The sequence below is a fragment of the Ureibacillus massiliensis 4400831 = CIP 108448 = CCUG 49529 genome, assembly GCF_000772965.1.
GTDB lineage: Bacteria > Bacillota > Bacilli > Bacillales_A > Planococcaceae > Ureibacillus > Ureibacillus massiliensis.
Genome location: NZ_JPVQ01000011.1, coordinates 58,051 through 82,881, shown reverse-complemented (window position 1 = coordinate 82,881; position 24,831 = coordinate 58,051). Strand labels below are relative to the sequence as shown.

Here is a 24,831-nt window from a genome sequence, read left to right as displayed (position 1 = left end):
CCTTACAATTCCAGTGCCAGTTTACGGGATAGGTTCTTAAACTCCCGTGCTAGTTCTTTTTCTGATAGAGCCTTAGGTGTCACAACTGAAATATTTTGAGTAATACTTGCACCTGTAGCATTCCCTTGCCCAGATACACCTCTGTAATTAAAATCAAAGCTAGTTGGTACTGCATTTTGCATATCCCTTGAAACTGCTGTCATTGCATCCTCAAAACCTACACCGATACCTTCACCCATGTTGTGGCCAATTCCAGCAAATAGAGTTGAAGGGGAGCGGATACCGAAAAAGTCTTTTATCCTCGATACAACATTTCCGAAAAACCCGGATATTTTACCCCATAACCATGCACCTGCGTCTGATATACCCTTCCACAACCCTTTAATCAAATTGCCGCCCACTTGTGCCATTTGACCGATATAGCCAGTAAAGGCCCTAACCAGTCCAGAGATAATCTGCGGTACGGCTTTTACGATCTCCACGATTATCCTTGGCAGATTTGCAATCAGTGCCACAAACAGTTGTACACCCGCTAAGATAATCTTATCGATGTTACCAATAATGGCATTGACCAGCGAGCTAACAATCTTGGGAATAGCACCTACAACAGTAGTTATAATCTGTGGCAATGCCTGTATGAGTGATATTAGAAGCCGGATACCTGCATCAATAATCAAAGGAATCGACCCTATAACAGCACTGATGATACTATCGATAATTTGCGGAATTGCTTCCACAACTGCTGTAATAATGGTAGGCAAAGCTGTGACCAGTGAGGTCAATAATTGAATACCCGCATCAATAATCTGTGGAATAGATGCAATGATAAAATCCACTATTGCTTTGATGATGACCGGTAAGGCAGAAATAAGCTGAGGTATTGCCTCTACCAATCCCTGTGCTAATCCTATAATCAACTGCAAAGCGGCATCCAAAATGAGTGGTAGGTTATCCATCAATCCTTGGACAATCTGCATAACTGCAGAAACTGCCGCAGGGATGAGTTGTGGTAACGCTATGCCGATTCCCTCCACAAGTGCTGTTACTAATTCAATTGCTGCATTTATTAGCAGTGGAAGGTTATCAATTAATGCACCGACAATCGTCATTAGAGCACTTACCGTCGCTGGAATAAGTTCGGGTAAAAGGCTCAAAATTGTTTCCAGTACTTGCGCGAATATATTTGTAACCAATTCAAGAAGCATTGGTAGCAAGTCTGCAACCGCCGCTAATATTGCGCCTGTCGCTGTTGGCAAGGCGGCTACGATATTTTCTAAAACCGGTACAATATTAGTGACAACCGCCTCGAAAGCATCAACAAGATTCTCAGTCAGATTCGTCATATCAGCATTGGCATTACCGAGTCCAGCTGTAAATGAACCAAGTGCGGCCTGTAGTAACCCAATAGAACCGGAGATTGTCTCGGTTGATTCTTTTGCAAAGTTACCTGCATACTGCTCTGTGTTCTCAAAGAACATTTGCATTGCTACTTCGGCTTTTTCCGCTTGTGTTGCAGTATTCCAAGTGAAATCCAGACCCTTTGCGAGAGCATAGGCTTCGATGTTTGTAGCGTTCATCGCAACACCTAAGTTATCCATCATATCAAAGTTACCCTTTGCCGCCCCAGTGACTGCCTCCAATGCCGAGGACATATCAATACCCATAACAGATGCCATGTCTGCCGCACGTTGCATGGCCTTTTCAGTTAGCTCAAGACTCCTCTGTTGCTGTATACCAGAACCTTGGAATAACGCGCCCATTTTGTTGGCAGTTGCTAGGTACTCACTTTGGGAAACACCTAGATTTTTATAGGCTTCCTCACCAGTTTTCTGAATCGATGCAGCATATGCTCCAAAAACCGCCTCCGATCCACCTAGGTTTTGTTCTAATTCTCCGAACTGAGTAACTACCTCTTTACCTAACTTAATAGCCGCGGCACCAGCGGCAACGGCAACCGCACCCATCGCCACACCAATACCCTTGAGTACACCGCCAAGCTTTTCAAACCTGCCACCAGCATCCTCTGCACTTTTACCGGAATCCTCTAACTCTTCACCGAGATTATCCGCTTCAATTGTAGACTCCTCAAGTTCACGTTCCATAAGGTTCAGTTCTGCCTGAGCCCTGTTTAATTGTATCTGCCAGTTTTGGGTACGACGGTCATTTTCACCGAAAGAGGAGGAGGCATTATCAAGGGCAGCCTTAAGGGTAGAAATCTTTTCTTTCTGTGCGTCAATTTCTTTATTTAAAACGGCATTTCGAGCCGTGATCGATTGAATGGATTTATCGTTTTTATCAAATTGACTGGTTACAAGGGCCATTTCACTACCTAGTACCTTAAATGATTGATTGATTTCGGAGAGTGCCTTCTTAAATTCTCGCTCACCCTCGACACCTATTTTTAATCCAAAATTATCCGCCATCCCTTCACCTCCTCCTATATGCCTAGTGGGATAATATCGTCAATGGTCTGACTTTTCTTTGGCTTTTCAATGCCATGCCACTGCTTATGGCAAGCCCATAAATCAAAAAACAGTCCAATTGGCAGAAGCCAGAATTCCTCTGCCTCCATGCCCATCTGGACTGTTCCATAATAAAGAAGCCGGGTAAAGACCTCAGCGTCCGTTACCCGACTTCCACGTTTTTTGGAGTTTCCTCCTCACTTTCCACATTTCTCTTTGTACCTTTGAACATTGCCTCGGTAATTGCAGTTTTATATGCCGCTAAGTCAAGCGGTGAAGTAAGAAGCTCCACTTCTTCCTCTGTAAGCAATTCTTCTGGTGCGTTCTTATTCTTAAGATTACGAATCAAAATGGACTGGTTTGCAAGCAATGTAATTAGCCAAACAATCTCGTCCAGTGCCATCTCGAAGTTTTCTGATTTCATCAGCTTTTCTCCAAGGTTTTCAAGACCACCGTAACGACCCGCAATGGCCTTTGTTGCACGTGTAGTTAAAACCAGTTCATACTCTTTGTCACCTATGTTGATTGAGGCACTTCTATCATTATCCATGATTTCCCCTCCTATGGTTCAGGTGTATATACAGGTTCATAGACCTCTGTGAACCAACCTGTTATGGTGGTCGATGAAACACCAGGATCACCTTCTGTAACTTCCGCTTTCCATGGGTGCTTGCCCAATCCATCCAGCTTATTTCTACGCATAACGGTTCCCTCAATGGTGGGTGTAGAAAAGGTAATGGAATCAGCCTTTGTCTGCAAGTTGGTTGCTGGTAGTCCAAACTTAACGCGATACAACCAAAAATAGCGGTATGTTCCATTAGCCCTTTGCGCACGAAACCCAACTGCAACGGGTGTACCCACGTTTTCACTGGCTGAGATTAATACTCCGTTATCATCTGTAGAAGCACCAGTTAAATCCGCTGCGACTGTCGGACCAATGTCGTCTACACCGAGAGTGAGAGTACCACTGTTAAAATCTTTCACAACCTCAGCCGCTCCGTCGTCAGCATACAGAATTGCTTCCACCAGTTCTACCGAAAGTTCAGCAGTGATGGCTTTTGCCAGCACAGAAGGTTGGGCATAAGTTTCCTCACCGTTAGCGTCCTCGGTTATTTTTGAATAGTACAGTCTATCAAGACCAATCGTTGCCATGTGTTAATCCTCCAATCTATAGTTTTTCGCCACATCGATGGCGTAATGATGATATCCAGTATCATCCTCGTGACCGATATATCTTCGTTCGGTCACAGTAAAATCTGCATTTATTAAAGCCGTTGTGAGCTGTCTTTTCCGCTCTAGGTAGTTATTTTTTGAGAACAGTGATATCCTCGCTTCCTGCACATCAAAGCCTGGACGGTTATCCGCATGGACTTCAAAAATATCCGAAAGAGGGAGAATCACGACATACTCATCTGGTGCCAAACCTGAAAAAACCCCGGTTTCCACGGGGAGCGGTATAGCGGTCACAAGTGTATTCAATTCCTCTAAGATATTCATATCTTCTCGATTTCCTCCTCCAGCTTGGCGACCATTGCATTGATGCAAGGTTTCCTAGATGCATTCCTCGCAGGCTTTAGGAAGGGTTTTGCAGGCTGACCATGTTTGCCATATTCGATAATGCTGGCAAGTTTAGCATTGCTCTCGCCGTCAGATCGTGGCTCGGCAAAGCCGACTTTTACATTGAAGTTTCCGTTTCTATCTTGCTTTGCTCCAGAAAGACCCAGTGAAGATAGCAACTCACCAGTGCTTTTGGATGGATATTTCGTGCCCTTGCCAACCACCTTACTTAGATTTCCTTTGACTTTATCCAGCACCACTTCACCGCCAACTTCCAAAACCTTAGGAAGAATCACATCGGTCTGGTCAGCTAATCGGGATACCTTTAAAAGGAATTCTTCTGGCATCTTTATATTCGCTTTTGCCATATCCATCACCTCACAGTTGGTTCTAGCTTTTCGGCTAAAACCTCGACATACATCCCTCGGTTTCTTACATCCTCAACACTTAAAATTTGATATCTGCCATCATCGCAGACGATAACCATTTCATTGGTCACCTTAAGTCCGAAGATTTTTCTAAACCTGAATAGGGAAGTTGCAGATGAAAATGATGCCATATTCGTCCATCGCTCACTGCCATGCCGATCTTCCTTGTAAGCAAGTACACTTGCGAGTATGTTGTCATCTTTTGTGGCGAAGCCTTCCTTATCCTTTGTGGGTATCGTGCAAATGATATCGATAAAGGTGTTCATCTTCCCAAAGCTCACACTAAACACCCCACTCTCGATCAAGTCGTAAAAGCAAGTTCACTGTATTCCATACTTGTTGTCCCGCCTGTACGCTATCAGCAAAGAAACCTGCCGTCGAGCCATCTCTACTTTCATAGAAATGACTCGACAACATGATCACTGCTTGTTCTGTTGTTGGAGGCATGGCATGGGTTTCATAATAGTCTTCAGGAACGTGCTGATAGCTCTGTGCATATGAGACTGCAGCAGTGATAAATCCAATAAGGAGGGCATCATCTTGGTCATGCGCCAAAATTAAGTTTGCCTTAACTTTAGGCAAAAGATTGTCTGTCACTGCCATACCACCAACCCCCTTTACATTCCACCTTAGTCAGTCTCCATAAGCCCCGCTGCTTTTAGTTTGGCAAGCAGGGCATTGAAGTCCGTAACTAGACCAGCAACATCGGTGGCGGTGCTGTCTGCCTGGTTTACAGCAACAGGAAGCCCCATAACCGAGGCCCCTTCTTTAATTTCTAAAACACCTCCGATGACAGTTTTTTCTCCGCCTTGTTCGGTATAATTCTTCGTGTTATAACTCATAAAGCACCTCCGTTAGGCTTTCTGTTGGAGTACCTTAACGGCCTCCGGTAAGATAAGCTTTCCATCAACTCGCTGAGTCGCAATAAATCCTACTTGACCTGTAACAGCATAGAGTTCATTTAATCGTTTGAATACGCGTCCTTGACGGTCTGCCACCCAGTAATAACTAAAATCACCGAATACCATAGTCTTTGCACCTGCTTCAATAGTAGGTACATATGATGAGGTGTACAGCGGGCGGTTAAGAATCGTATCAGGTGTCCCCGCTTGGACAGAAGGTTGCCATAAGTACTGTCCGTTTCCGTCCTTTAATTTACGGATAGCTTTTATAGTGGCGTCATTCATTACGAATACTGCCTTATTTCGATACGGTGCTTTTAAGCTGTAGAATAAATCTAATACCTCATCCAAAGTGATGGCAGTGGTACTTGCCGCAGTAACCCCAACTTGACCACCACCAGTAGCATTCAGAATTCCTGTTGGCTTTCCTGTACCGTCACCTATGAAGAAGGCTTCCTCCTCCTTGTTACCAATGCGACGGGCGAATTCTCTTGTGATGTAGCTTTCGAGATTAAACACGGAATCATTTAGCAGTTCCTCAGAGACTTTGATCATCGTTGCTAGTTTATAGGCACCAATGGATACTTGACCGAAGCTGTCATCACTCTCTGGTATAGCTCCCTCTTCATCGATCCAACTTGCAGTGCCTTTGCTTGCAACAACAGGAATCTTGCGGTCACCAGAAGATGTCGTGATTACATTGGCCAGTCTACGGAAAATATTTTCTTCCTCCAGAGCTTCTACTAGCGTACGTTCAAACTCATCTGGCACAAGGAATCCGCCTTCAGAATCAGTGCCAATCTTTAGAGCGTTCCTTACTTCATAGCTGACATTGTCACGCATCGCATTCCAGAAAGCTTTTTTGTATTCAGCACTTGCACGACCAGTCTTTACTTCTCCAGTTCTAGTAGGTTCATTCGTAATTGGGTTACTGGTTGCTTTCGACAGTTCCAAATCGATAGATGCTTGGCGTTCCAAACGTTCAATTTCCTTACCAAGAGCCACCACATCGGCTTCCATTTTTTCATAGGTTGTCGTGTCCTCAGCGGATAACAGTCCATCACCGCCACGTTTTGAATCAAGAAATGCCTTTGCTGCGTCCCATGCTTTAGCGCGTTTCTCGCGCAATTCAAGAATTTTACTCATTGTTATTTCCTCCTTTAAATTAGTGCGAAATTAAAGAAAGCCGCTTATCTAGCGACTCAATGGGTGTACCTGTTTTCTGTTTTGGTTGTTTTGGCAGTTTGCTGATAAGCGAGTTAGTAACTGCCATCCTGCTAAAGATAAGACTATCCGTCAAATCCGGTGGTTCACTTTCCATGAACATGATTTTGTCTGCAAAACCAAGTTCAATCGCTTTATTGGCATTCATCCATGACTCTGCATCCATTAGATGGGAGAGTTTTGTTCGAGAAAGACCCGTTTTTAACTCATAGGCATTAATAATGCTTTCCTTGACCTCATCCAATAGAGCCTTTGCCCGCAACATTTCCTCACTGTCACCGATAGCAATCGTTGATGGATTATGAATCATAAGCATGGAAACTGGGGACATATACACATCTCCACCCGCCATTGCAATAACGGAAGCCGCACTTGCCGCAAGCCCATCAATCTTTACAGTGACTTTTCCGGTATACTCCATCAGCATGTTATAAATCTGAGCTGCTGCAAATACATCCCCGCCAGGGGAATTAATCCACACCGTAATGTCGCCAGTGCTTGCCAGCAGTTCATCTTTGAAAAGTTTAGGTGTGACCTCATCGCCCCACCACGTTTCTTCGGATATTACTCCGTTTAAATAAAGGGTACGTTCTTCATCAGAATCTCGCACCCAGTTCCAAAACTTTCTCATTTACTGACCTCCTTCGGTTTTGGCAAACGCACCTGCGTCAGCCAGTTTTGTCATATTTCCATTAACCAAATATAAATCGCCGCCTTCCTCAGCTGGTATTCTGTTCATGTCCTCCAGTTCACGGATATCGTTGGCTGACATCCAGCCATTTTGACGACCTGTAGCGTAGCCATTCATACGACTTTGGTAATCACCACGAAGCAGACCGTCCAAATTGAACTTGATAAACAGTGAAGCTTTCTCAGAAGGCAAAATAAGCGATTGCTGGAGACTTTGTTCCCATCGCACCACCCACGGATCGAGGGTGTATTTTACAAACTCCAAAGACTGCTGTTCAATATTGGAAAAACTAGACTTCTCAAGATCACCCACCATATGAGGCGGTACTCGGAAAATCCTCGCAATCTCATTAATTTGGAATTTCCGTGTTTCAAGAAATTGCGCCTGTTCCGGCGGGATACCAATGGCTTGAAACTTCATGCCTTCTTCCAACACAGCAATTTTGTGAGCATTTCCTGTGCCTTGGTAGGCGCTATTCCAACTATCCTTGACCCTCTGTATATCTTTGATTACTCCTGGGTGTTCCAGCACACCTCCCGGATTAGCACCATTGGCAAAGAATGCCGCACCGTATTCTTCAGTAGCAAGTGACATACCGATTGCATTTTTTGCCATAGCGATTGGGCTATAACCAATGAGTCCATCAAAACCTAAGCCGGGTATGTGTAGAACTTCATCTTTACGGAGTGTGACATAGCCGCCCTTTGGATTCAGGCCACTTTCGTCTGTATCCCGGTAGTAGGTATAAACCAGTTCACCATTTGATGCTCGACTTACTTCCATCTTGTTAGGAAGTAGAGGATAGAGCGCAATTGCCTGGCCACGACCATTTCGAACTATCTGTGCATAAGCATTACCCCAAAGTAAAAGATGACTCATCAGTGTTTCTCGAAACACGAACGAAGTCATCTCTGGATTTGGTTCATCATGAAGAAGGTAATACAGCGGGTGGAAAGGAATCTTTTCTTTACCTCCATCAGAACGATATCTATATACATGTAGTGGCAGTCCTGCAATCGCTTCAGCCAGTATCCTTACGCAGGCATACACCGCTGTTGCCTGCATTGCAGTACGTTCATTAACCGTTTTGCCAGATGACGTACCGCCAAACAGGAAGGAAAATGCACTACCCACACGGTTTTGCGGTTTGTCTCTTGACCGAAACAGTCCTTTTATTAGATTCATAGGCGTCACCTCCAAATTGAAAGAATTACACCACAAACAATCATTGAAATTTATAGAATTATTAAACCTCTCTCGTCATACACCGAGTCTCCACTATTACCTGGTCCACAGCGGATGGCGCGGTCGAGTGCCATAATAGTTGCCACTGCTCCATCTATTTTTTCTGTACTTTTTTCCTTGTCCGGTTTTATATTTCCAGCCGGATCTGTTTTTATATAGATGTTATCCATCATCCACCGTAGTACTGGATGCCCGCCGTGTGCTATTCTTTCTTCTAATGTAAATTTCATAAGTTCCTTTGTAGGTGGTGACATATCTTTAAAACCTTGACCGAAAGGAACTACAGTAAAGCCTAACCCTTCAAGATTTTGCACCATCTGAACAGCGCCCCAGCGGTCAAAAGCAATCTCTCGAATGTTGTACTTTTCCCCCAGTTCTTCAATGAATTTTTCAATGTATCCATAATGGACTACATTTCCCTCGGTGGTTAAAATATAGCCTTGCTTCTCCCAAAGGTCGTATTGCACGTGGTCTCGTCGAACTCGGAGGTCAATATTATCCTCCGGCATCCAAAAATACGGGAGAACGGTATATTTATCTGTTTCATCTTCCGGTGGGAACACCAGCACGAAGGCTGTAATGTCAGTGGTAGAGGATAAATCAAGTCCTCCATAGCATACTCTACCTTCAAGGCTCTCTGGTTTTACTGGAAACGCACAGGCATCCCACTTTGCCATTGGCATCCAACGGACAGATTGCTTAACCCACTGGTTCAGACGCAGCTGTCGAAAGCTATTTTCCTCAGCAGGGTTCTGCTTTGCACTTTCACAAGCGGCTCTAACTTTATCGATACTTACTGTAATTCCTAAGCTTGGATTTGCTTTCTTCCATACTTTAGGATCAGTCCAATCATCCTCTTCTTTGGCACCGTAGATTACGGGATAAAAAGTAGGATCGTATTTTCTGCCCTCAATAATATCAACCGCTTTTTGGTGTGTTTCATAGCAGATACTCTGGGTATCCGTCCCTGCAGTGGTGATAAGAAAATATAGCGGTTGGGTTCTCGCATCACCAGACCCTTTTGTCATAACATCAAATAGTTTCCTATTTGGCTGAGTATGAAGTTCATCAAAAACAACACCATGTATATTGAAGCCGTGTTTTGAATAGGCTTCAGCCGACAATACCTGATAAAAGCTGTTGGTCGGCAGGTACACCAGTCGTTTAGTTGAAGCCAGCAACTTCACTCGTTTATTCAGCGCTGGACACATCCGCACCATATCGGCTGCTACTTCAAATACAATTGATGCCTGCTGGCGATCTGCGGCACAACCGTATACCTCTGCTCGTTCTTCACCATCTCCACAAGTGAGGAGAAGTGCGATTGCTGCTGCAAGCTCGCTTTTTCCCATCTTTTTAGGTATTTCTATATAAGCCGTGTTAAACTGCCGGTATCCATTAGGTTTTAAGATACCGAATAAATCACGGACAATTTGCTCCTGCCAATCGATAAGTTCAAAAGGCTTGCCTGCCCATGAACCTTTCGTATGGGAGAGTGCTTCGATAAAAGCCACAGCGTAATCAGCAGCGTCCTTATCGTAATATGACCCTTCAGCTATAAAGGCGGTCGGCTTATATTTCTTCAGTTTCCGCATAAACACCGCCCCTTTTATGGAAAAGGACATAAGAAAAGAGCCTCAATCTATAGATGAAGCCCTTTTCTCTATCCTATTTAGATTTAGTTATTTCTTTTTATCCACTTCACCCGTCAGTATGAAATGGGCATATTCTGCTTTATGGTCTATTAAATAGACTACCAATTCATAAAACCCTCGTTCATTTGCCTCATACTGTACTCGGTCCACATCAAACATATTTGTGACTCCGCTTTCTCGGATGGAAAGGATTTGTTGCTTAATTATCTCATTCATTGGCTACCTCCTCCGATTCTACTGAATCGGTTGTCGCTTTGCGCAGGATTTCCACATCGAAGCCTGCACTCTTATAGCCTTCTAAAATTGTACTGTAATAATAACAACTCGGCTGTCCAAGCGGTCTACCATCATTCATGATGTAGACCATCGCCTTGACGGTTTTGCCTCCCAACTTCACTTTTATTGTTTCCTTTCGATAAAGGAACGGCCATCCCTCGTAACGGTCAAGTGCCGCTTCATCGGTCGGTGTAATCTCCCAAACTAAAACTGGTACGTTGCCACCCTCAAAAGGCTCGATTGTCGCCACAGCGCCCGCGTGTGCCCCTCTAAATAATAGGCGGTGGTCATTGATTTGACTTGCTCCTACCACCTTCGCTGTGGGGCATCTGTCGGCCATTTGCTTTAGATTAAGGTTGGAGCCATAGGCAAGGTATAATTTATTCTTCATTGTAATCCTCCTTCTTAGCTTTGTAGGTTAGGGGCAGCTCAGGCCGCCCGAAACCGCCATGCAGCTGAACCCGAAAGTGCTGCTGTCAAATGTTCTCTGCAGTTTGCAAATTCATCCCCAATGAAACCAATCCGGTTTAGATAGGTTCTCATGGCAAATTTCTCGTTTTCCACCTGCGGTTTCTTTGCTGATGCACACTTTTGTGTTAAGGCTTGGTGGTTGATGGCAAGTGCTAGAACAATGTAGCTTCTTATCTTTCCTGCATGAAGTTCGCTATTGAACCCTCTAAGTTCAACTGTATGGTTTCCGGTAAAAAAGCTGTGAAGGTTGAGGAAATGGTAGCGGCTGTTGTGATAATGAGTGCTTCTACTCTCGCTGTAGCCCTCGTACCAAATGTCCTCAATTTGTCTCATGGTTCTAGGCTTTTTACGGTTTATCTTCTCAACCAAAATGCTGTCCATCTTTTTGCAGTAATTCATTCTCTGCGGTGCAATCTGAAGTGCTTTATAAAATAAGTCATTTTTACTTGCAATGATATTTACAAAGTTTCGAATGCTTCGTGGGGTATGTTCAGCACCGTCTAGATGAATGTGAATTCCGCAAGATGTATTTGTAAAGGCTCCAGCTTTGCGAAGCTTTCTTACTAGCTCTTGCAAAGTTTCAATGTCCTCCCGATAGGTTAGTATTGGGCTAACCAGCTCAACACTATAATCTCTACCTGCAGCTACTTTTCTTCTACCTTCTTTTCTTTGGCAGTTGATGCTCCCATCGTACATAAACTTCCACACTCGACCATCTGAAGTTTTTACCTTCTTGGTGTCGTAGTAAGTCCCGCCTTCACTGTAAATGCCTTGCAAAAACTCTGCAGCGACTCTAGCCGCCCTTTCCCTTGTAATCCCTGTAAATTCAATCTCAATCCCGAATTTTGCACTTAACATCGTGTATCGCTCCTTTTAAAGTGTGTTTGTCCTTTCGGCATGTACATATATCACTCTAAAAGGCTTATATAGCAAGACAATTCTGCAATATAAATCTACATATTTACTGCCATATTGGGGTTAAAATGTGTGTTTTTATTCTTCGATTTTCTTGCATAAATCCTCTCCAAAAACCACTCCAAGGGAACTGCCTGAATCCCAACTGACGTGGATAGTTCCCATATCATCAACACTAGTAACCGTACCTTTATCTCCTGGCTGAAGCTTGGTATAAGGGTCATTCATCTTAAGTAGCATGACACGAGTTCCTGGAGTGTAATAACTTCTAAGTTGCTTTAGCATTTCTGGATGAATGATATTCATTATTCACTCACCTCCTCATGCTTGGCACTTCCGCTTTTGAAGGCAGAGCTACCGGACAGTTTGGAGAGGAGAATTTTTCGTTCTGTTTTGTATTCTGGCCCAATAAAGCCAAGTCTTAGAAGGAAACAACGGAAAGCGTACTTTTCATTCTCCACTGATTTCTCGGTCGAGTTGACGCGGGTCTGCTTCTTTGCCATTTCACAAAGTGCTGTTACAAAGTGGGTATAAGCCTTAACCTCCTCTGCGGAGCACTCACTCTGGAACCAAGGGAAGGTTATAAATTCCTCATTTATGATAATGGGAATAGAGTCAGTATCAAGTGCTTTCTTTATAAGGGTTTCTTTACTTTCTACCAATCCTTTTAGGTTACCAAGTGCAGTTTCGCTAAAACCCGCCCTCGGCATTTGAATAATCAAACTAATAGCTTCTTCGGTTTCATTTGATTCGCTGTATACGGGAGGTTCTTCGTAATCACTATTTGGATTTACCCTACCCCCAAGAGCCGCTTCATTGGGAACTTGAATATTTTCAAGAACAGGCTCTGCTGCTGGAAGTGGTGTGTCATATTCTTCTGTAACCGCCTTAAAGTCATGAAGGCCTAATAGATCATTAACCAGTTTAGAATTATCTGGTCCTCTGACCACCCCGTTTTTGTCAATGTTGTAATCTGCCACCTCATATGCAAATGTAGGCGCTCCAAGATATCTTGCAGGAGCATTCAGTTTTTGGCTGATTGCGTTGACTAGCTCTTTTCTTTTTTCTCCTGTGACATTATAGTTTATCTGCATTTTTTATACCGCCTTTCTATTTTCGGTACATACATATATCTCTCTAAAGGCTGTTAATATCAAGTCATTTAGAGCATCTTTCTGTAGAAAAGACTCTTCCATTAATCGGCGGTATTTTCAGCAGATAACACAATGCCAGTCAGCACATAACAGACGCATGGAAGTGCTACACCATTACCCCACATTTTATACTCAGCTGAATCAGAATGAGGGTTATTAAGCCATTTTATAATCTGCTTTCTTGTTTTTGGCTTGCTGCTCTTACCCATGATTTTGCGGTGAGTTTCCCAAACCTCCGTCCAGAATAAAATTTCATCCTCTGTAGGGTTTTCCGTACCGAGGTCATCACACCAATCATCAGGAAAACCTTGCAATCTTGCACATTCCGTTGGTGTAAGCCTTCGAACGATATATTCTGGCTCATCGTTTTTCTTGACTGTAACAAGCATATCGTTTGATGCATCCTGACCGTTAAAACCACTTGGATGTGCGCCTGCAGAAATCGTACCACTGACATTCTGATAAGGTTGTGCCACAGCCGATGGACCTTGAGCATTTAATGTTGATGCAACACTGTCTTCTGTTATCCCTAAATTTCTAGCAAAATTCTGTCCGCAGTTAAAGGTTTCACGATCAATTGCATACACAACACCATGTCTATCCACTGTATTAAGAGTGAAACTCATATTGTCATTTATACCATCGCCTTGAGGACCGTTTTTATCCTGTCTTCCAATCATCGAGCCTTGAAGAGCAACTACTGCAATACCACCTTGATTACATCCCGGATTTCCACCATTAGCATCGATGGTTCGGGAAGTATCCGCTTCATATATACCGCTATGAGGATTGCTTGACTGCATAGAGTTGCTCTTATCAGAACAGATGCCAAATGCAGTAGGCACAAAAACGGTCTGGTCATTGTTGCATCCAAGGGTCGCAGACTTATCATCTTGAATTAACGCACCTTTACCGCCACCTTCACACCATTTAATGATACAGCCGCTGGTACGACTCCTGCCCTTAACGTTGGTGAAATTTCCTCCTCATATCCAATACTACGACTATCCGATGAATGTTCTGTGCAGAATCCAGCAGTTGTTACAAAAGGTTGATTATTACCACCCTTCCCATATGTAGCGGATACAGTTGGTGCTACATCAACGGGGCCTTTGTATCGTGTATCTTGACTGTGGTTTTCAAACATTACACAGGGTGGATGATTTGCTTTTGCTCTAAGTGTTGCTGTCTTACCATCAAGCACATCGATGCGTTGTCCACCTTGATCGTTTAAGCATACAGTGCCTGTCTTTCCAGTGCAGTTTTTAGCATTTCCGGCAGTTCTTTGCCACGGGCTGCCGCTCGGCGCAAAATTCCTTGGCATGCCTTCGGACTCAAATAGTATTTCTGCGGCACATCTGCCTGCAAAATCTGCGACAAGGTAGATTCTACGACGACGTTGGGGTACTCCGAAATATTGCGCATCGATAGTTCGGTAAGCCACACTCCATCCGTCTCCCATATAGATGTCAGCGTATGGCCATCGTCCTTTTTCAGGTAAAGGCACCGAGGTGTTCGGCTCTTTGACACCGATGACCGCTTCGAGGACTGCCCTAAAGTCCTCTCCTTTATTTGACGAGAATGCGCCGGGTACATTTTCCCAGACTGCATACCTTGGATATTGTCCATTGGTCTTACACCTCATTTCCTTGATAATTCTTATTGCTTCATAAAAAAGGACGGATTGTTCTCCGTCCAGACCAGCTCTTTTACCCGCCACACTCATATCTGTGCAGGGAGAGCCAAATGTTATGATATCTACAGGTGGAAGCTCCGCACCATTTAATTTGTTTATATCCCCATAATGCTTCATCTGAGGGATGCGTTTGGTCGTAACTCTTATAGGAAACGGCTCAATTTCAGATGCCCATAAAGGCTCAATGCCACAGAGCAGACCGCCTAGAGGAAAACCTCCGCTCCCATCAAAAAGGGAGCCGAGTGTCAATTTACTCATCTGCATTCACCTCCGGCAGGTCACAATATCTTATTTTCGAACCATCTCTTAAAAGAAACACACCGTCTGAGTTTCCAACTTGCTCAATATACCTTTTCACAATAACATCACAGTACTTTTCATCCAGTTCAATGGTGTAACAGATTCTATCTGTCTGCTCACAAGCAATCAGTGTACTTCCTGAACCACCAAAAGGATCAAGCACGATACAATTAGAAAGGCTTGAGTTCAAAATAGGGTAGGCCACAAGTGCAACTGGTTTCATCGTAGGATGATCACTGTTTTTCTTCGGTTTCTCAAATTCCCAGATGGTGGTCTGCTTTCTATCGGAATACCAGTTATGCTTGCCTTTCTTTTTCCACCCAAAGAGAATAGGTTCATGCTGCCACTGATAAGGAGAGCGACCGAGAACAAGGGACTGCTTTTTCCAAATACAAGTACCGGAAAGATAAAATCCTGCATCGGAGAATGCTCTTCTAAAATTGAGTCCTTCGGTATCCGCATGGAATACATAAATAGAAGCGTCCTTCGCCATTACTGCTTCGGTGTTCTGAAATGCTGCAAGCAGGAAATCGTAGAACGCTTCGTTAGCCATATTGTCATTTTTGATTTTTCCAGCAGTGCCTTCATAGTTAACATTATATGGAGGGTCCGTAACTACCAAATTAGCAGTTTTCCCATCCATCAAGACATTAAAGGTGTCTTTCTTTGTACTGTCTCCGCAGACTAATCGATGCTGCCCAAGTAGCCAAACATCTGAATCGGCTACACTTAACTGGACAAAAAAATTAAGGTCAAGTAGACTAACTACCTAATCTGGGTATACTGCTAACAAACGTAAGAGATCCCATACCAGCAACTTTACTAGGAGAGGCGGGTATGCTAGTCTGTTTGGCAAGCCAGATGTTTTCATCATCTGGTTTCCTGGCTGGGAAAGCATGCCCGTAGAGGTTCCTTGTCAAGTTGCGGTGTTTACCCTCTAAATTTGGAAGTCTACTTCATCTCATTCAGTTAATGGAGGTACGCCGATATGACGAGAACTAGAAGAACATTTACTCCCGAATTTAAAGCTCAAATGGTCAAACTATATGAAAGTGGTAAGCCTAGAAAAGACATTATAAGTGAATACAATTTAACGCCTTCGGCATTAGACAAATGGGTGAAACAGAGCCAAACATCTGGTTCATTTAAAGAGAAGGATAACCGAACACCTGAAGAAGAAGAGTTGATCAAACTCCGTAAAGAAAATCAGCGTTTACTGATGGAGAATGATATTTTAAAGCAAGCTGCGCTGATTGTTTATGGCAAACTAAAAATGTACAGTTTGGCAATTAATTTATGTAGCCCTTTTCGGGCATAAAAAAACCACTTGCCAACATTCCTACATTCAAATAAACTTCCTGTTATTGGGCAAAAATGACAGGAGGCGATGAAGGAGATGTTAGCAGTGGCAGAAATTAATTATATCAGACATGAACAAATAAAAAAGGGCGTTCGTATAGCTCTATTGCCAAACAAATGAGTCGAGACCGTAGAACGGTTCGGAAATATGCAGAGGTGGAGGATTTTAGTCCTTCAGAAGTACCAAAGCAAAAACGAAAAGCAAAAGTCATGGATCCTGTGAAACCGATTCTAGATCAATGGCTTCAAGAAGACTTGAAGAAGAAAAAGAAGTTTCAACGAACTGCTCAACGGATGTATACGCAACTTGTCGAAGAATATGGGTTTGAAGGTTCCGCACGATCCGTTCGGCATTATGTATCCCAACGTAAAAAACAGCTTTCCGAAGAAACAGAAACAGCTGCATTGCCATTAGAGTCGAAGCCAGGAACAGCTCAAGTGGACTTTAGGGAGGCACCATTTAAATATCGTGGAGAAGTAGTGACATGGCCATATTTGGTTTTATCGTTTCCCTATAGTAATACCTTTTACGTTCAGGTGTTTCCATCTGAAAATCGGGATTGCTTTTTAGAAGGGTTGAAACGAATCTTTCATCACATAGGTGGAGTACCTAGAGTAATTCGTTTTGATAATTTATCACCTGCGGTGAAAAAAGTATTACCTAATGGGGAGCGAGAGCTAACGGAGGAGTTTCAGCGTTTTGTTTGCCATTATGGTTTTGAATATGAATTTTGTAATCCGGCTAGTGGAAACGAAAAAGGACATGTGGAATCGATGGTGAAATATGTTCGAAACAACTTCTTTCTTCCGGAGCTTGTGGTGCATGACATAGAACAACTGAATGAAACGCTATGGGGAAAGGCAGAAAAGGAACGAAACCGTCTTCATTATCAAAAAGGTATTGTACTTGCCGAACTGTATTTGGCAGATAAAGAGCAGTTTTTACAGTTACCAGCGAAAGAGTATGAGTGTGTGCGGTATGAACAAGTAAAAGCTGATAAGTATGGCTATATTCGAGTGGAAAATAAACTCTATTCGACGTCTCCGCGTTTTGCCAAATCCACAGTTTTGGCAAAAATCTCGTACAACCGAATCGAGATCCTAACAGAAGATTATGACACGATTGTTTGCCATCCACGTCTTTACGGTAATAAACAAAAATCGATGATATGGCAACCGTATCTAACGTTGATGTCGAAAAGACCGACAGCGATGAAATACACAAGTTTTTACGATCAGTTACCTCCATTGTGGCAACAATACTTTACACAATGTACGCTGTCAGAAAAACAACAAGCATTACAGCTCTTATCGGTGATTCTAAAAGACTACGATTTTGAGTTACCTACGCAAGCTTTACAGCTTGCCTCTGAAAACGGGCATCCATCTGTAGAGTCGATTAAACAAGTGTTTTATCAACTCATTAACGGACGAGGACAGCGCCCTATCATTCAACCGAAAGGTTCGTTACCTGTCATACCGAATGCGACAAGAGGGTTAGAGCATTATGATCAGCTTTTCCCTTCTAGAGGAGGGAAGCAGTGATGGATCAAAAGATTCGAGAATATGCAAAACGGTTGAAATTAAGCTGGATTCGTCAGCATTATCATGAAATCGAAGCAATGAGCCATGAGGAGTATCTTCTCCAACTCTTTGAACAAGAAGTGAAACAACGGGAAAAACGAAAGGTTACCAATTACTCTCTCAGGCAACGTTGCCTAAAATAGCAGGAAAGCCATTTGAATGGACCCACATTCAAATGGCTCAAGGCATCACAGCAGAATATCTGTTAAACGGGCACTTTATTGAAAATGGAGAAAATCTAATCTTTTATGGAGGTGTGGGTACCGGAAAGACCTACTTATCCACGTTAATTGGTTTAAACGCGATTCAAAAATTAGAGAAGCGCATCAAATTTTATACGGTAACTGGTCTAGTGAATAGCTTACTAGATGCGCACGAAAAAGGCTCGTTGAGCCGGGTCTTTAAGCAGATAGAGAAACTCGATCTTCTGATTCTTGATGAAATAGGGTACATCCCTCTACATAAACAGGGGGCAGAACTTCTTTTTCAAGTCATCTCAATGTGTTATGAAAGAAAGAGCATGATTGTGACGACGAATTTACAATTTGGTCAGTGGAATCACGTATTTGGGGATCCGATCTTAACGGAAGCTGTGATCGATCGGCTGATTCACCATTCTCATTTAATTGTATTTAATGGAGAAAGCTACCGGTATAAAGAATCATTATTACACAATAAGTAAATATAGGGATTGGCAAGTGGTACATTTTTAATTGCCATTTGATACATTTCCTACTTGCCAAAAACAAGCTGATACTAGGACGAAAGTAAATGTGATTAAAAATAATCGTCACAAATACTCGATATCAGCAATGTGCGACGTCCTACAACTCCCAAGAAGTACCTATTATTATGAAGCAAAAGAGCAATCTAAATCAGATGATGAACTTACTGTTACCATCATCGATATTTTTCATAAAAGCCGCCAGAACTATGGCACTCGTAAGATAAAACATGAGTTGGAAAAACTCGGTAAAATTGCATCCAGAAGACGTATTGGCCGAATCATGAAAGAAAATGGGCTAGTATCAAACTATACAGTTGGCCAGTTTAAGCCACATGTGGATAAATGTAATGAATCTAAAGTTGAAAATGTGTTGAATAGGGAATTTGATCAACAAAAGGAATTAACGGTTGTAGTCAGTGATTTAACATACGTAAGGGTCCAAAAAAATTGGCATTACATATGTCTATTTGTTGATCTTTACAATAGAGAAATTGTTGGACATAGTGCCGGTCCTAATAAAGATGCTGGACTAGTCTACCAAGCCTTATCAACGATTAAAGCTGATTTAAGACAAATTCAACTATTTCACACAGACCGAGGAAACGAGTTTAAAAACAAGACAATCGATGAAGCTTTAGATACATTCGAGATTAAACGGTCGTTAAGCATGAAAGGTTGCCCATATGATAACGCAGTAGCCGAAGCCACATTTAAAATTATTAAGACAGAATTTGTAAAAGGTAAATATTTTGAAAGTTTAGAACAGTTAAAGTTGGAATTAGAAGATTATGTTCATTGGTTTAATCATATAAGAATTCACGGATCACTGGGGTATTTAAGCCCAATTGAATACAAAATAGAACACCTTAAAAAAATTGTCTAGTCTAGTGTTGACATACCACTTGTCTTATTACATAACACTAATTCGTCTGAGAAGCATATAGTTTTTCGATAAAAAAGTGATTTCTTAAACTGTTTTATATCCACTCTAATTTCAAATAACTAGGAACCAATTATTTCATAACTCATATATTATAAAGAACGTCCTAGTCATTTGATAAAGGCAAAAATGGATTGGAGGATCTATATGTCATTACCTACTATTCCTAACATTACTCCAAAAATCTCACTAACCCGTTGTGAAACGATCAATTTATTGCTTGCATCCATTGCATTAGAGGAGATTGGTTTATCCCATATTTTGAATGCAGAAGGGGAAAAAATACAACATTTCTTAAAAAAGGATCCTTGTAACGTTGAGGATTATATAAAATTAAATGCAAGCGTCAATAAGATGCTGCGATCGATTGTCAGTTCTCAAACATTACTTCAATTTAAGTTAGAAGAAGTTATTTCAATTGATGATGAGGCATGTCATGAAAAATGCGATTCGAAAGATAAAGACAAATGTTCTAAAAAATGTGATAAACAAAAAAATAATATCTGTAAGGATACAAAGGTGATTCCTTGTATTTGTTCAAAGTGTCAAAGTAAAGAAAAGAATAAAGAATGCTAGAATTAAGCGCCTGTAACGCCTTTCCATCATTGATATGAATCGAGAGGAAACGTTTAGGAGAGGAGTTGAATCATTGCAAACAAATCATAGTTTCGATGAAAAGAAAGTCATGAAAACGGTAGAAAATCATTACCATTTCATACAGTCATTTATTAAATTGATAATAAAATATTTTTTTGTTTATTCCTATGCAATTTCTTCAAAAAAAAAAAATTTAACTGAAAAACAAATTATTCAATCTTTACTCCTAATTGAAAAGCTGCACATGTATATGAATTATCGGCATTATCTCTATAATCAGGTAATACCTTTATCAGATGATCATTTTACCTACTATTCAATTGAAAGTAATAATACTTATTTATTAATAAAAAAATTACAGCACCTGATTAAGCAACATCATTTTGTCCATTCAGATAATCAATTGTTATGCAACAATATTATCTCTCAGATTCTGAACTATTACCCTGCTTCCACTGTTAAAATCATTATTTTGAAAGAACCTTCTCCTCCTTGGAAACCACCGAATCATTAATTATAACGGATGGGATGATTAAATGACATCGCAGACAATCTCACTCTGTATGATTGTTAAAAACGAGGAAGATTTTATTGAACAATGTTTACAAAGTGTTCAAAAGTTAGTTAATGAGATTATTATTGTGGATACGGGCTCAAGCGATCAAACGATTAACATTTGTAAGAACTATAATGCTTCTATCTTTTCTTATGAATGGAATGATCATTTTGCAGAAGCCCGTAACTATGGTTTATCAAAGGCTAGTGGTAATTGGATATTATGGTTAGATGCTGATGAAAAATTGGAAGTTCAAAAATCGAAATTAATACAAGATGCAATACAACAAACGAATGCGTTAATGATTTATATGCCTATTGTTAATTATTACGGTCAATCTCTACCCATTCAAGAAGAAGATGCTTTTATCTATTACCAGCCACGACTATTTCGTAATCATGTAGGTATTCGATTTACTAATCGAATTCACGAAACACTCCAACTACCCCAATCACTCGAATCATCTCATGATATAGTAAGTATTGATACTGAAATTTATCATTATGGTTATTTCAAAAAAATTACAGACCAACGAAATAAATCTCGAAGGAATTTACAGGTCCTTTTTAAAGAATTTCAAGACAGTTCTCATAGTCCTTGGATTGAATATCATTTAGCTAGTGAATTTTATCGATTAAAAGAATATCAAACAGCTTTTAACTATATAAATAAATCAATCTTAGGATTTTTACAGCAAGGATATACACCTCCTGCTCTTTTATACCGTTTGAAATATGATATTTTATTTGAGACGAAGAGCTATGAAGTTGCTAGTTTTAGTATTGATAAGGCTCTTCTTCTTTATCCGGATTATGTAGATCTTCATTTTTTAAAAGGGCTTTTTTTATTTCAAATAAAAAATTATCCAGCTGCAATAGCTTCATTTGATAAATGTCTGGAACTAGGAGAACATCACACAGACTATCTTATTACAAGGGGTGCAGGTAGCTTTAAAGCAGAACATTATAAACAATTATGTTTAAAAGCAATGATAGTTCCAGAAAGTGATTTGTAGTTGGATGTCGTCAAGGAGCTGAATCGGCTACACTTAACTGGACAATAAAAATAAGGTCAAGTAGACTAACCACCAAATTTGGGCATACTGCTTACTGTCATAAGAGATCCATTCTAGAAACTTTACGTGGAGAAGCGGGTATGCTAGCCTTGTCGGCGGGGCCAGGTGTACTTATCAGCTGGCTTCCTGGTCGGGAAAGCATGTCCGCAGAGGCTCCATGTCAAGTTTCGGCATTATTCCACTGTTGTTGCAGTCTACGTTACCCCTATTTAGTTAAGGAGAGACTTACATGAGAGAAAGAAGAACTTTTACTTCCGAATTTAAAGCTCAAATGGTCAAGTTATACGAAAGCGGAAAGCCCAGAAAAGATATCATTAGTGAATACGATTTAACGCCTTCGGCATTGGACAAATGGATTAAACAAAGCAAAACATCTGGTTCGTTTAAAGAGAAGGATAATAGGACACCAGAACAAACAGAGTTGATCAAACTTCGTAAAGAAAACCAACGTTTATTGATGGAAAATGATATTTTAAAGCAAGCTGCGCTGATACTAGGACGAAAGTAAATGTGATCAAAAATAACCGACACAAATACTCGATATCAGCAATGTGTGACGTCCTACAACTCCCAAGAAGTACCTATTATTACGAAGCAAAAGAGCAATCAAAATCAGAAGATGAACTCGCATTTGCCATAATTGATATATTCAATAAAAGTCGCCAAAACTATGGCACACGCAAAATTAAACATGAATTAAAAAAGCTTGGCATAGTTGCATCCAGACGACGTATTGGCAGAATTATGAAAAAGAATGGGCTAGTATCTAAATATACAGTCGCTCAATTTAAGCCTCATGTAGATAAATGTAATGAATCAAAAGCTAAAAACGAGTTAAATAGGGAATTCAATCAACAAAATGAATTATCTGTGGTAGTGAGTGATTTAACATACGTAAGAGTCGAAAATCGATGGCATTACATATGTTTATTTGTTGATCTTTATAATCGTGAAATTATTGGTCACAGTGCTGGGCCTCATAAAAACGCAGGCCTAGTATATCAAGCCTTATCGACTATAAAAGCTGATTTACGGCAAATTCAATTGTTTCACACGGACCGAGGAAATGAGTTTAAAAACAGGATGATTGATGAAGCATTAGAAACATTTAAAATAAAGCGTTCATTGAGTATGAAAGGTTGTCCGTATGATAATGCGGTAGCTGAAGCCACCTTTAAAATTATTAAGACAGAGTTTGTCAAAGGGAAACATTTTGAAAATTTAGAACGGTTGAAATTAGAATTAGATGATTATGTTCATTGGTTTAATCATATCAGAATTCACGGAACACTTGGGTATTTAAGCCCTATTGAATATAAAAATGAACACCTTAAAAAAGTTGTCTAGTTTAGTGTTGACATACCACATCCCCTAAATGCGAAACAGCGGGCTTTTTCAGCTCGCTGTCTACATCGAAATCATCTTCTTTTATATTATCCTTAAGGGAATCCTTGAAAAGATCCTCCAACTCTCCCGGGTCAAAACCTGTCAAAGACACATCAAAGTCTGAAGCATTTAAGTCCGTGATGAGAAGTGCTAATTTGTCTTTATCCCAATCACCACTAATTTTATTTAGTGCAATGTTCAGCGCCTTCTCCTTTTGCTCATCCATTTCAACAACTACGCATTCTATCTCATCCATGCCCATACTCAGCAGGATTTTCAAACGCTGATGACCTCCGATGACTCTGCCTGTGGTCTTATTCCATATTACGGGTTCTACATATCCAAACTCCTCAAGGGAGCGTTTAAGTTTCTCATATTCAGGATCACCCGGTTTTAAATCCTTCCTTGGGTTATATTCAGCGGGGATGAGGTGTTTAGTTTTTATCTTCTCTATCAACATACTTTTCCACCGCCTTTCTAAATTCATTGTACTTATTTACATCCTCCCACGGGAATAGACAACTATTAAAGTGACCATAAACAGCTGTATCAGAGTAAATCACATTCCTTAGACGCAACTTCTCTATGATTGCCGCAGGTCTTAAATTGAAAATCTCCTGTGCAGCAAGAGTTAATATTTCGTCAGAAACAATACCTGTGCCAAGAGTATTTACAGAAAAGGCTACAGGATTTGCCTTACCAATGGCATAGGATATACTAACTTCACATCTCTTTGCATATCCACACCAGACGATATGCTTTGCAATGTACCGAGCCATATAGGCACCGCTTCGGTCAACTTTGGTGGGGTCTTTACCACTAAGTGCGCCTCCTCCATGAGATGCAAGTCCTCCATAGGTATCAACCATAACTTTTCTACCAGTTAAGCCTGTATCGGCAGCGGGACCACCTTCGACAAATCTACCAGAGGGGTTAATGAGAATTTCTGTTTCATCATCAAATGGGAAGTCCTCAAAGCACTGCCATAGGACATTGTTAAGGATATCTGTCTTTAGTTCTTCCTGTGTTTTATTCTTATCATGCTGTACCGATATCACGATAGTCTTTATTCGCACTGGAGTGTCCCCTTCATATTCCACCGTCACCTGTGCTTTACCATCTGGGTGGATACCTTTTATCAGTTTCCCTTTTCGGCAATCATCCAGTCTCTTTACAATCCTGTGAGATAGTATAAGGGGTAGGGGAAGCATTTCTCCTGTTTCCTTTGTAGCATAGCCATACACAGTTCCTTGGTCTCCAGCACCTATCGAACCATACTGTTCATTTATTCCATTTCTTGCTTCCAGTGCAGTATCCACGCCAGTTGCAATATCTACACTTTGTTTGTGTACAAATACATAAATTAAGAATCTAAGAGGGTTGTATCCAATCTCTTTAAGGACATTCCTAACAATGTATCGGATGTCTATTTTCTCGCTGCAGGAGATTTCGCCCGCCACGATAATTTTCCCTTTGGTTGCCATTACCTCACAAGCGACACGTGATGCTTTGTCTTTACGTAAACATGCTTCTAAAATGCTATCTGCTATGATGTCGCATAGTTTATCAGGATGTCCAGCACATACACTTTCAGCTGTTAAATATCTTTTACTCATTATATATCTCCTCAT

At 41.2% G+C, this 24,831-nt stretch carries 25 protein-coding genes and 6 pseudogenes; 8 read left to right on the top strand and 23 right to left on the bottom strand.

All coding sequences use genetic code 11. From position 1 onward, the window contains the following. Positions 1–2 precede the first annotated feature (2 nt). From CD30_RS08070 to CD30_RS07980, 21 genes and pseudogenes are all read right to left on the bottom strand, one after another. Positions 3–2,423: a phage tail protein gene (locus tag CD30_RS08070; protein ID WP_019155107.1), complete on the bottom strand. Its 2,421-nt coding sequence runs from the start codon at positions 2,421–2,423 to the stop codon at positions 3–5. A gap of 202 nt (positions 2,424–2,625) precedes the next feature. Beyond that, complete coding sequence (locus tag CD30_RS08065; RefSeq protein ID WP_019155108.1) at positions 2,626–3,012, bottom strand: hypothetical protein; 387 nt, start codon at positions 3,010–3,012, stop codon at positions 2,626–2,628. 11 nt (positions 3,013–3,023) lie between these two features. Then, on the bottom strand, positions 3,024–3,614 hold the full coding sequence (locus CD30_RS08060) for a major tail protein (protein ID WP_018664396.1): 591 nt from the start codon (positions 3,612–3,614) through the stop codon (positions 3,024–3,026). A 3-nt stretch (positions 3,615–3,617) separates the two neighbouring features. Beyond that, the gene (locus CD30_RS08055; RefSeq protein ID WP_021623104.1) at positions 3,618–3,959 is read right to left on the bottom strand and encodes a hypothetical protein; all 342 of its coding nucleotides are present in this window, start codon (positions 3,957–3,959) and stop codon (positions 3,618–3,620) included. Then, positions 3,956–4,387: an HK97-gp10 family putative phage morphogenesis protein gene (locus CD30_RS08050; protein WP_036175034.1), complete on the bottom strand. Its 432-nt coding sequence runs from the start codon at positions 4,385–4,387 to the stop codon at positions 3,956–3,958. The genes CD30_RS08055 and CD30_RS08050 overlap by 4 nt, the downstream gene beginning before the upstream one ends. Positions 4,388–4,392: 5 nt before the next feature. Next, on the bottom strand, positions 4,393–4,728 hold the full coding sequence (locus CD30_RS08045) for a head-tail adaptor protein (RefSeq protein ID WP_019155112.1): 336 nt from the start codon (positions 4,726–4,728) through the stop codon (positions 4,393–4,395). Between the two features lies 1 nt (position 4,729). Continuing rightward, positions 4,730–5,050 carry a head-tail connector protein gene (locus CD30_RS08040; RefSeq protein ID WP_019155113.1) on the bottom strand — a complete coding sequence of 107 codons (321 nt, stop codon included), beginning with the start codon at positions 5,048–5,050 and terminating at the stop codon, positions 4,730–4,732. A gap of 26 nt (positions 5,051–5,076) precedes the next feature. Further along, positions 5,077–5,289 carry a head fiber protein gene (locus tag CD30_RS08035; protein ID WP_019155114.1) on the bottom strand — a complete coding sequence of 71 codons (213 nt, stop codon included), beginning with the start codon at positions 5,287–5,289 and terminating at the stop codon, positions 5,077–5,079. A gap of 12 nt (positions 5,290–5,301) precedes the next feature. Beyond that, a complete protein-coding gene (locus tag CD30_RS08030) occupies positions 5,302–6,495 on the bottom strand; it encodes a phage major capsid protein (RefSeq protein WP_036175029.1) in 1,194 nt (397 codons plus the stop codon). 19 nt (positions 6,496–6,514) lie between these two features. Then, positions 6,515–7,204 (bottom strand): head maturation protease, ClpP-related, encoded by a 690-nt coding sequence (locus CD30_RS08025; RefSeq protein WP_036175026.1) that lies wholly within the window; start codon positions 7,202–7,204, stop codon positions 6,515–6,517. Next, complete coding sequence (locus CD30_RS08020; protein WP_036175024.1) at positions 7,205–8,449, bottom strand: phage portal protein; 1,245 nt, start codon at positions 8,447–8,449, stop codon at positions 7,205–7,207. It abuts the gene before it with no gap. 50 nt (positions 8,450–8,499) lie between these two features. After that, entirely contained in the window at positions 8,500–10,104 is a 1,605-nt protein-coding gene (locus CD30_RS08015; RefSeq protein WP_036175021.1) for a terminase large subunit, read from the bottom strand. A gap of 87 nt (positions 10,105–10,191) precedes the next feature. Continuing rightward, positions 10,192–10,380, bottom strand: coding sequence for a DUF5049 domain-containing protein (locus CD30_RS08010; RefSeq protein WP_018664388.1), 189 nt, complete (start codon positions 10,378–10,380; stop codon positions 10,192–10,194). After that, on the bottom strand, positions 10,373–10,831 hold the full coding sequence (locus tag CD30_RS08005; protein ID WP_019155119.1) for a gamma-glutamylcyclotransferase family protein: 459 nt from the start codon (positions 10,829–10,831) through the stop codon (positions 10,373–10,375). The genes CD30_RS08010 and CD30_RS08005 overlap by 8 nt, the downstream gene beginning before the upstream one ends. A 38-nt stretch (positions 10,832–10,869) precedes the next feature. Further along, entirely contained in the window at positions 10,870–11,769 is a 900-nt protein-coding gene (locus CD30_RS08000; protein WP_019155120.1) for an amidoligase family protein, read from the bottom strand. A gap of 135 nt (positions 11,770–11,904) precedes the next feature. Further along, a complete protein-coding gene (locus tag CD30_RS07995; protein ID WP_019155121.1) occupies positions 11,905–12,132 on the bottom strand; it encodes a DUF4314 domain-containing protein in 228 nt (75 codons plus the stop codon). After that, entirely contained in the window at positions 12,132–12,920 is a 789-nt protein-coding gene (locus CD30_RS07990; protein ID WP_019155122.1) for a hypothetical protein, read from the bottom strand. Before CD30_RS07990 ends, CD30_RS07995 begins: the two co-directional genes overlap by 1 nt. Before the next feature lie 101 nt (positions 12,921–13,021). Further along, positions 13,022–13,783, bottom strand: a complete 762-nt coding sequence (locus CD30_RS20405) for a DNA cytosine methyltransferase (protein WP_225228794.1) — start codon at positions 13,781–13,783, stop codon at positions 13,022–13,024. 95 nt (positions 13,784–13,878) lie between these two features. Then, positions 13,879–14,304 (bottom strand): hypothetical protein, encoded by a 426-nt coding sequence (locus CD30_RS20535; protein ID WP_235802022.1) that lies wholly within the window; start codon positions 14,302–14,304, stop codon positions 13,879–13,881. A gap of 225 nt (positions 14,305–14,529) precedes the next feature. Next, positions 14,530–14,934, bottom strand: a pseudogene (locus tag CD30_RS20530) (DNA cytosine methyltransferase); the annotation flags it as partial. Further along, a pseudogene (locus tag CD30_RS07980) lies at positions 14,927–15,691 on the bottom strand (DNA modification methylase); the annotation flags it as partial. The pseudogenes CD30_RS07980 and CD30_RS20530, both read right to left, overlap by 8 nt. 273 nt (positions 15,692–15,964) lie before the next feature. On the opposite strand from CD30_RS07980, the pseudogene CD30_RS07975 reads away from it, so the two are divergent. From CD30_RS07975 to CD30_RS07935, 8 genes and pseudogenes are all read left to right on the top strand, one after another. Continuing rightward, positions 15,965–16,216 (top strand): annotated as a pseudogene (locus CD30_RS07975) (transposase); the annotation flags it as partial. Positions 16,217–16,372: 156 nt separating this feature from the next. Then, positions 16,373–17,880: pseudogene (istA, locus tag CD30_RS07970) on the top strand (IS21 family transposase). Beyond that, positions 17,880–18,601 (top strand): annotated as a pseudogene (gene istB / locus CD30_RS07965) (IS21-like element helper ATPase IstB). The pseudogenes istA and istB overlap by 1 nt, the downstream one beginning before the upstream one ends. 64 nt (positions 18,602–18,665) lie before the next feature. After that, a pseudogene (locus CD30_RS07960) lies at positions 18,666–19,529 on the top strand (IS3 family transposase); the annotation flags it as partial. 204 nt (positions 19,530–19,733) lie between these two features. Continuing rightward, positions 19,734–20,162 carry a hypothetical protein gene (locus CD30_RS20395; protein ID WP_019155127.1) on the top strand — a complete coding sequence of 143 codons (429 nt, stop codon included), beginning with the start codon at positions 19,734–19,736 and terminating at the stop codon, positions 20,160–20,162. Positions 20,163–20,235: 73 nt separating this feature from the next. Next, positions 20,236–20,697, top strand: a complete 462-nt coding sequence (locus CD30_RS07950; protein ID WP_036175013.1) for a hypothetical protein — start codon at positions 20,236–20,238, stop codon at positions 20,695–20,697. A gap of 22 nt (positions 20,698–20,719) precedes the next feature. After that, the gene (locus CD30_RS07945) at positions 20,720–21,754 is read left to right on the top strand and encodes a glycosyltransferase family 2 protein (RefSeq protein WP_026073465.1); all 1,035 of its coding nucleotides are present in this window, start codon (positions 20,720–20,722) and stop codon (positions 21,752–21,754) included. Positions 21,755–22,043: 289 nt separating this feature from the next. Next, positions 22,044–23,161, top strand: a protein-coding gene (locus CD30_RS07935) for an IS3 family transposase (protein ID WP_087946637.1) whose coding sequence is annotated in 2 segments (ribosomal slippage) — positions 22,044–22,287 and positions 22,287–23,161 — 1,119 coding nt in all. Because the reading frame shifts where the segments join, the coding sequence is not laid out codon by codon here. A gap of 1 nt (position 23,162) precedes the next feature. Here the strand turns inward: CD30_RS07935 and CD30_RS07930 are convergent. Beyond that, positions 23,163–23,657: a ParB N-terminal domain-containing protein gene (locus CD30_RS07930; RefSeq protein ID WP_235802021.1), complete on the bottom strand. Its 495-nt coding sequence runs from the start codon at positions 23,655–23,657 to the stop codon at positions 23,163–23,165. Next, the gene (gene metK / locus CD30_RS07925; protein ID WP_019155133.1) at positions 23,635–24,816 is read right to left on the bottom strand and encodes a methionine adenosyltransferase; all 1,182 of its coding nucleotides are present in this window, start codon (positions 24,814–24,816) and stop codon (positions 23,635–23,637) included. Before metK ends, CD30_RS07930 begins: the two co-directional genes overlap by 23 nt. Positions 24,817–24,831 lie beyond the last annotated feature (15 nt).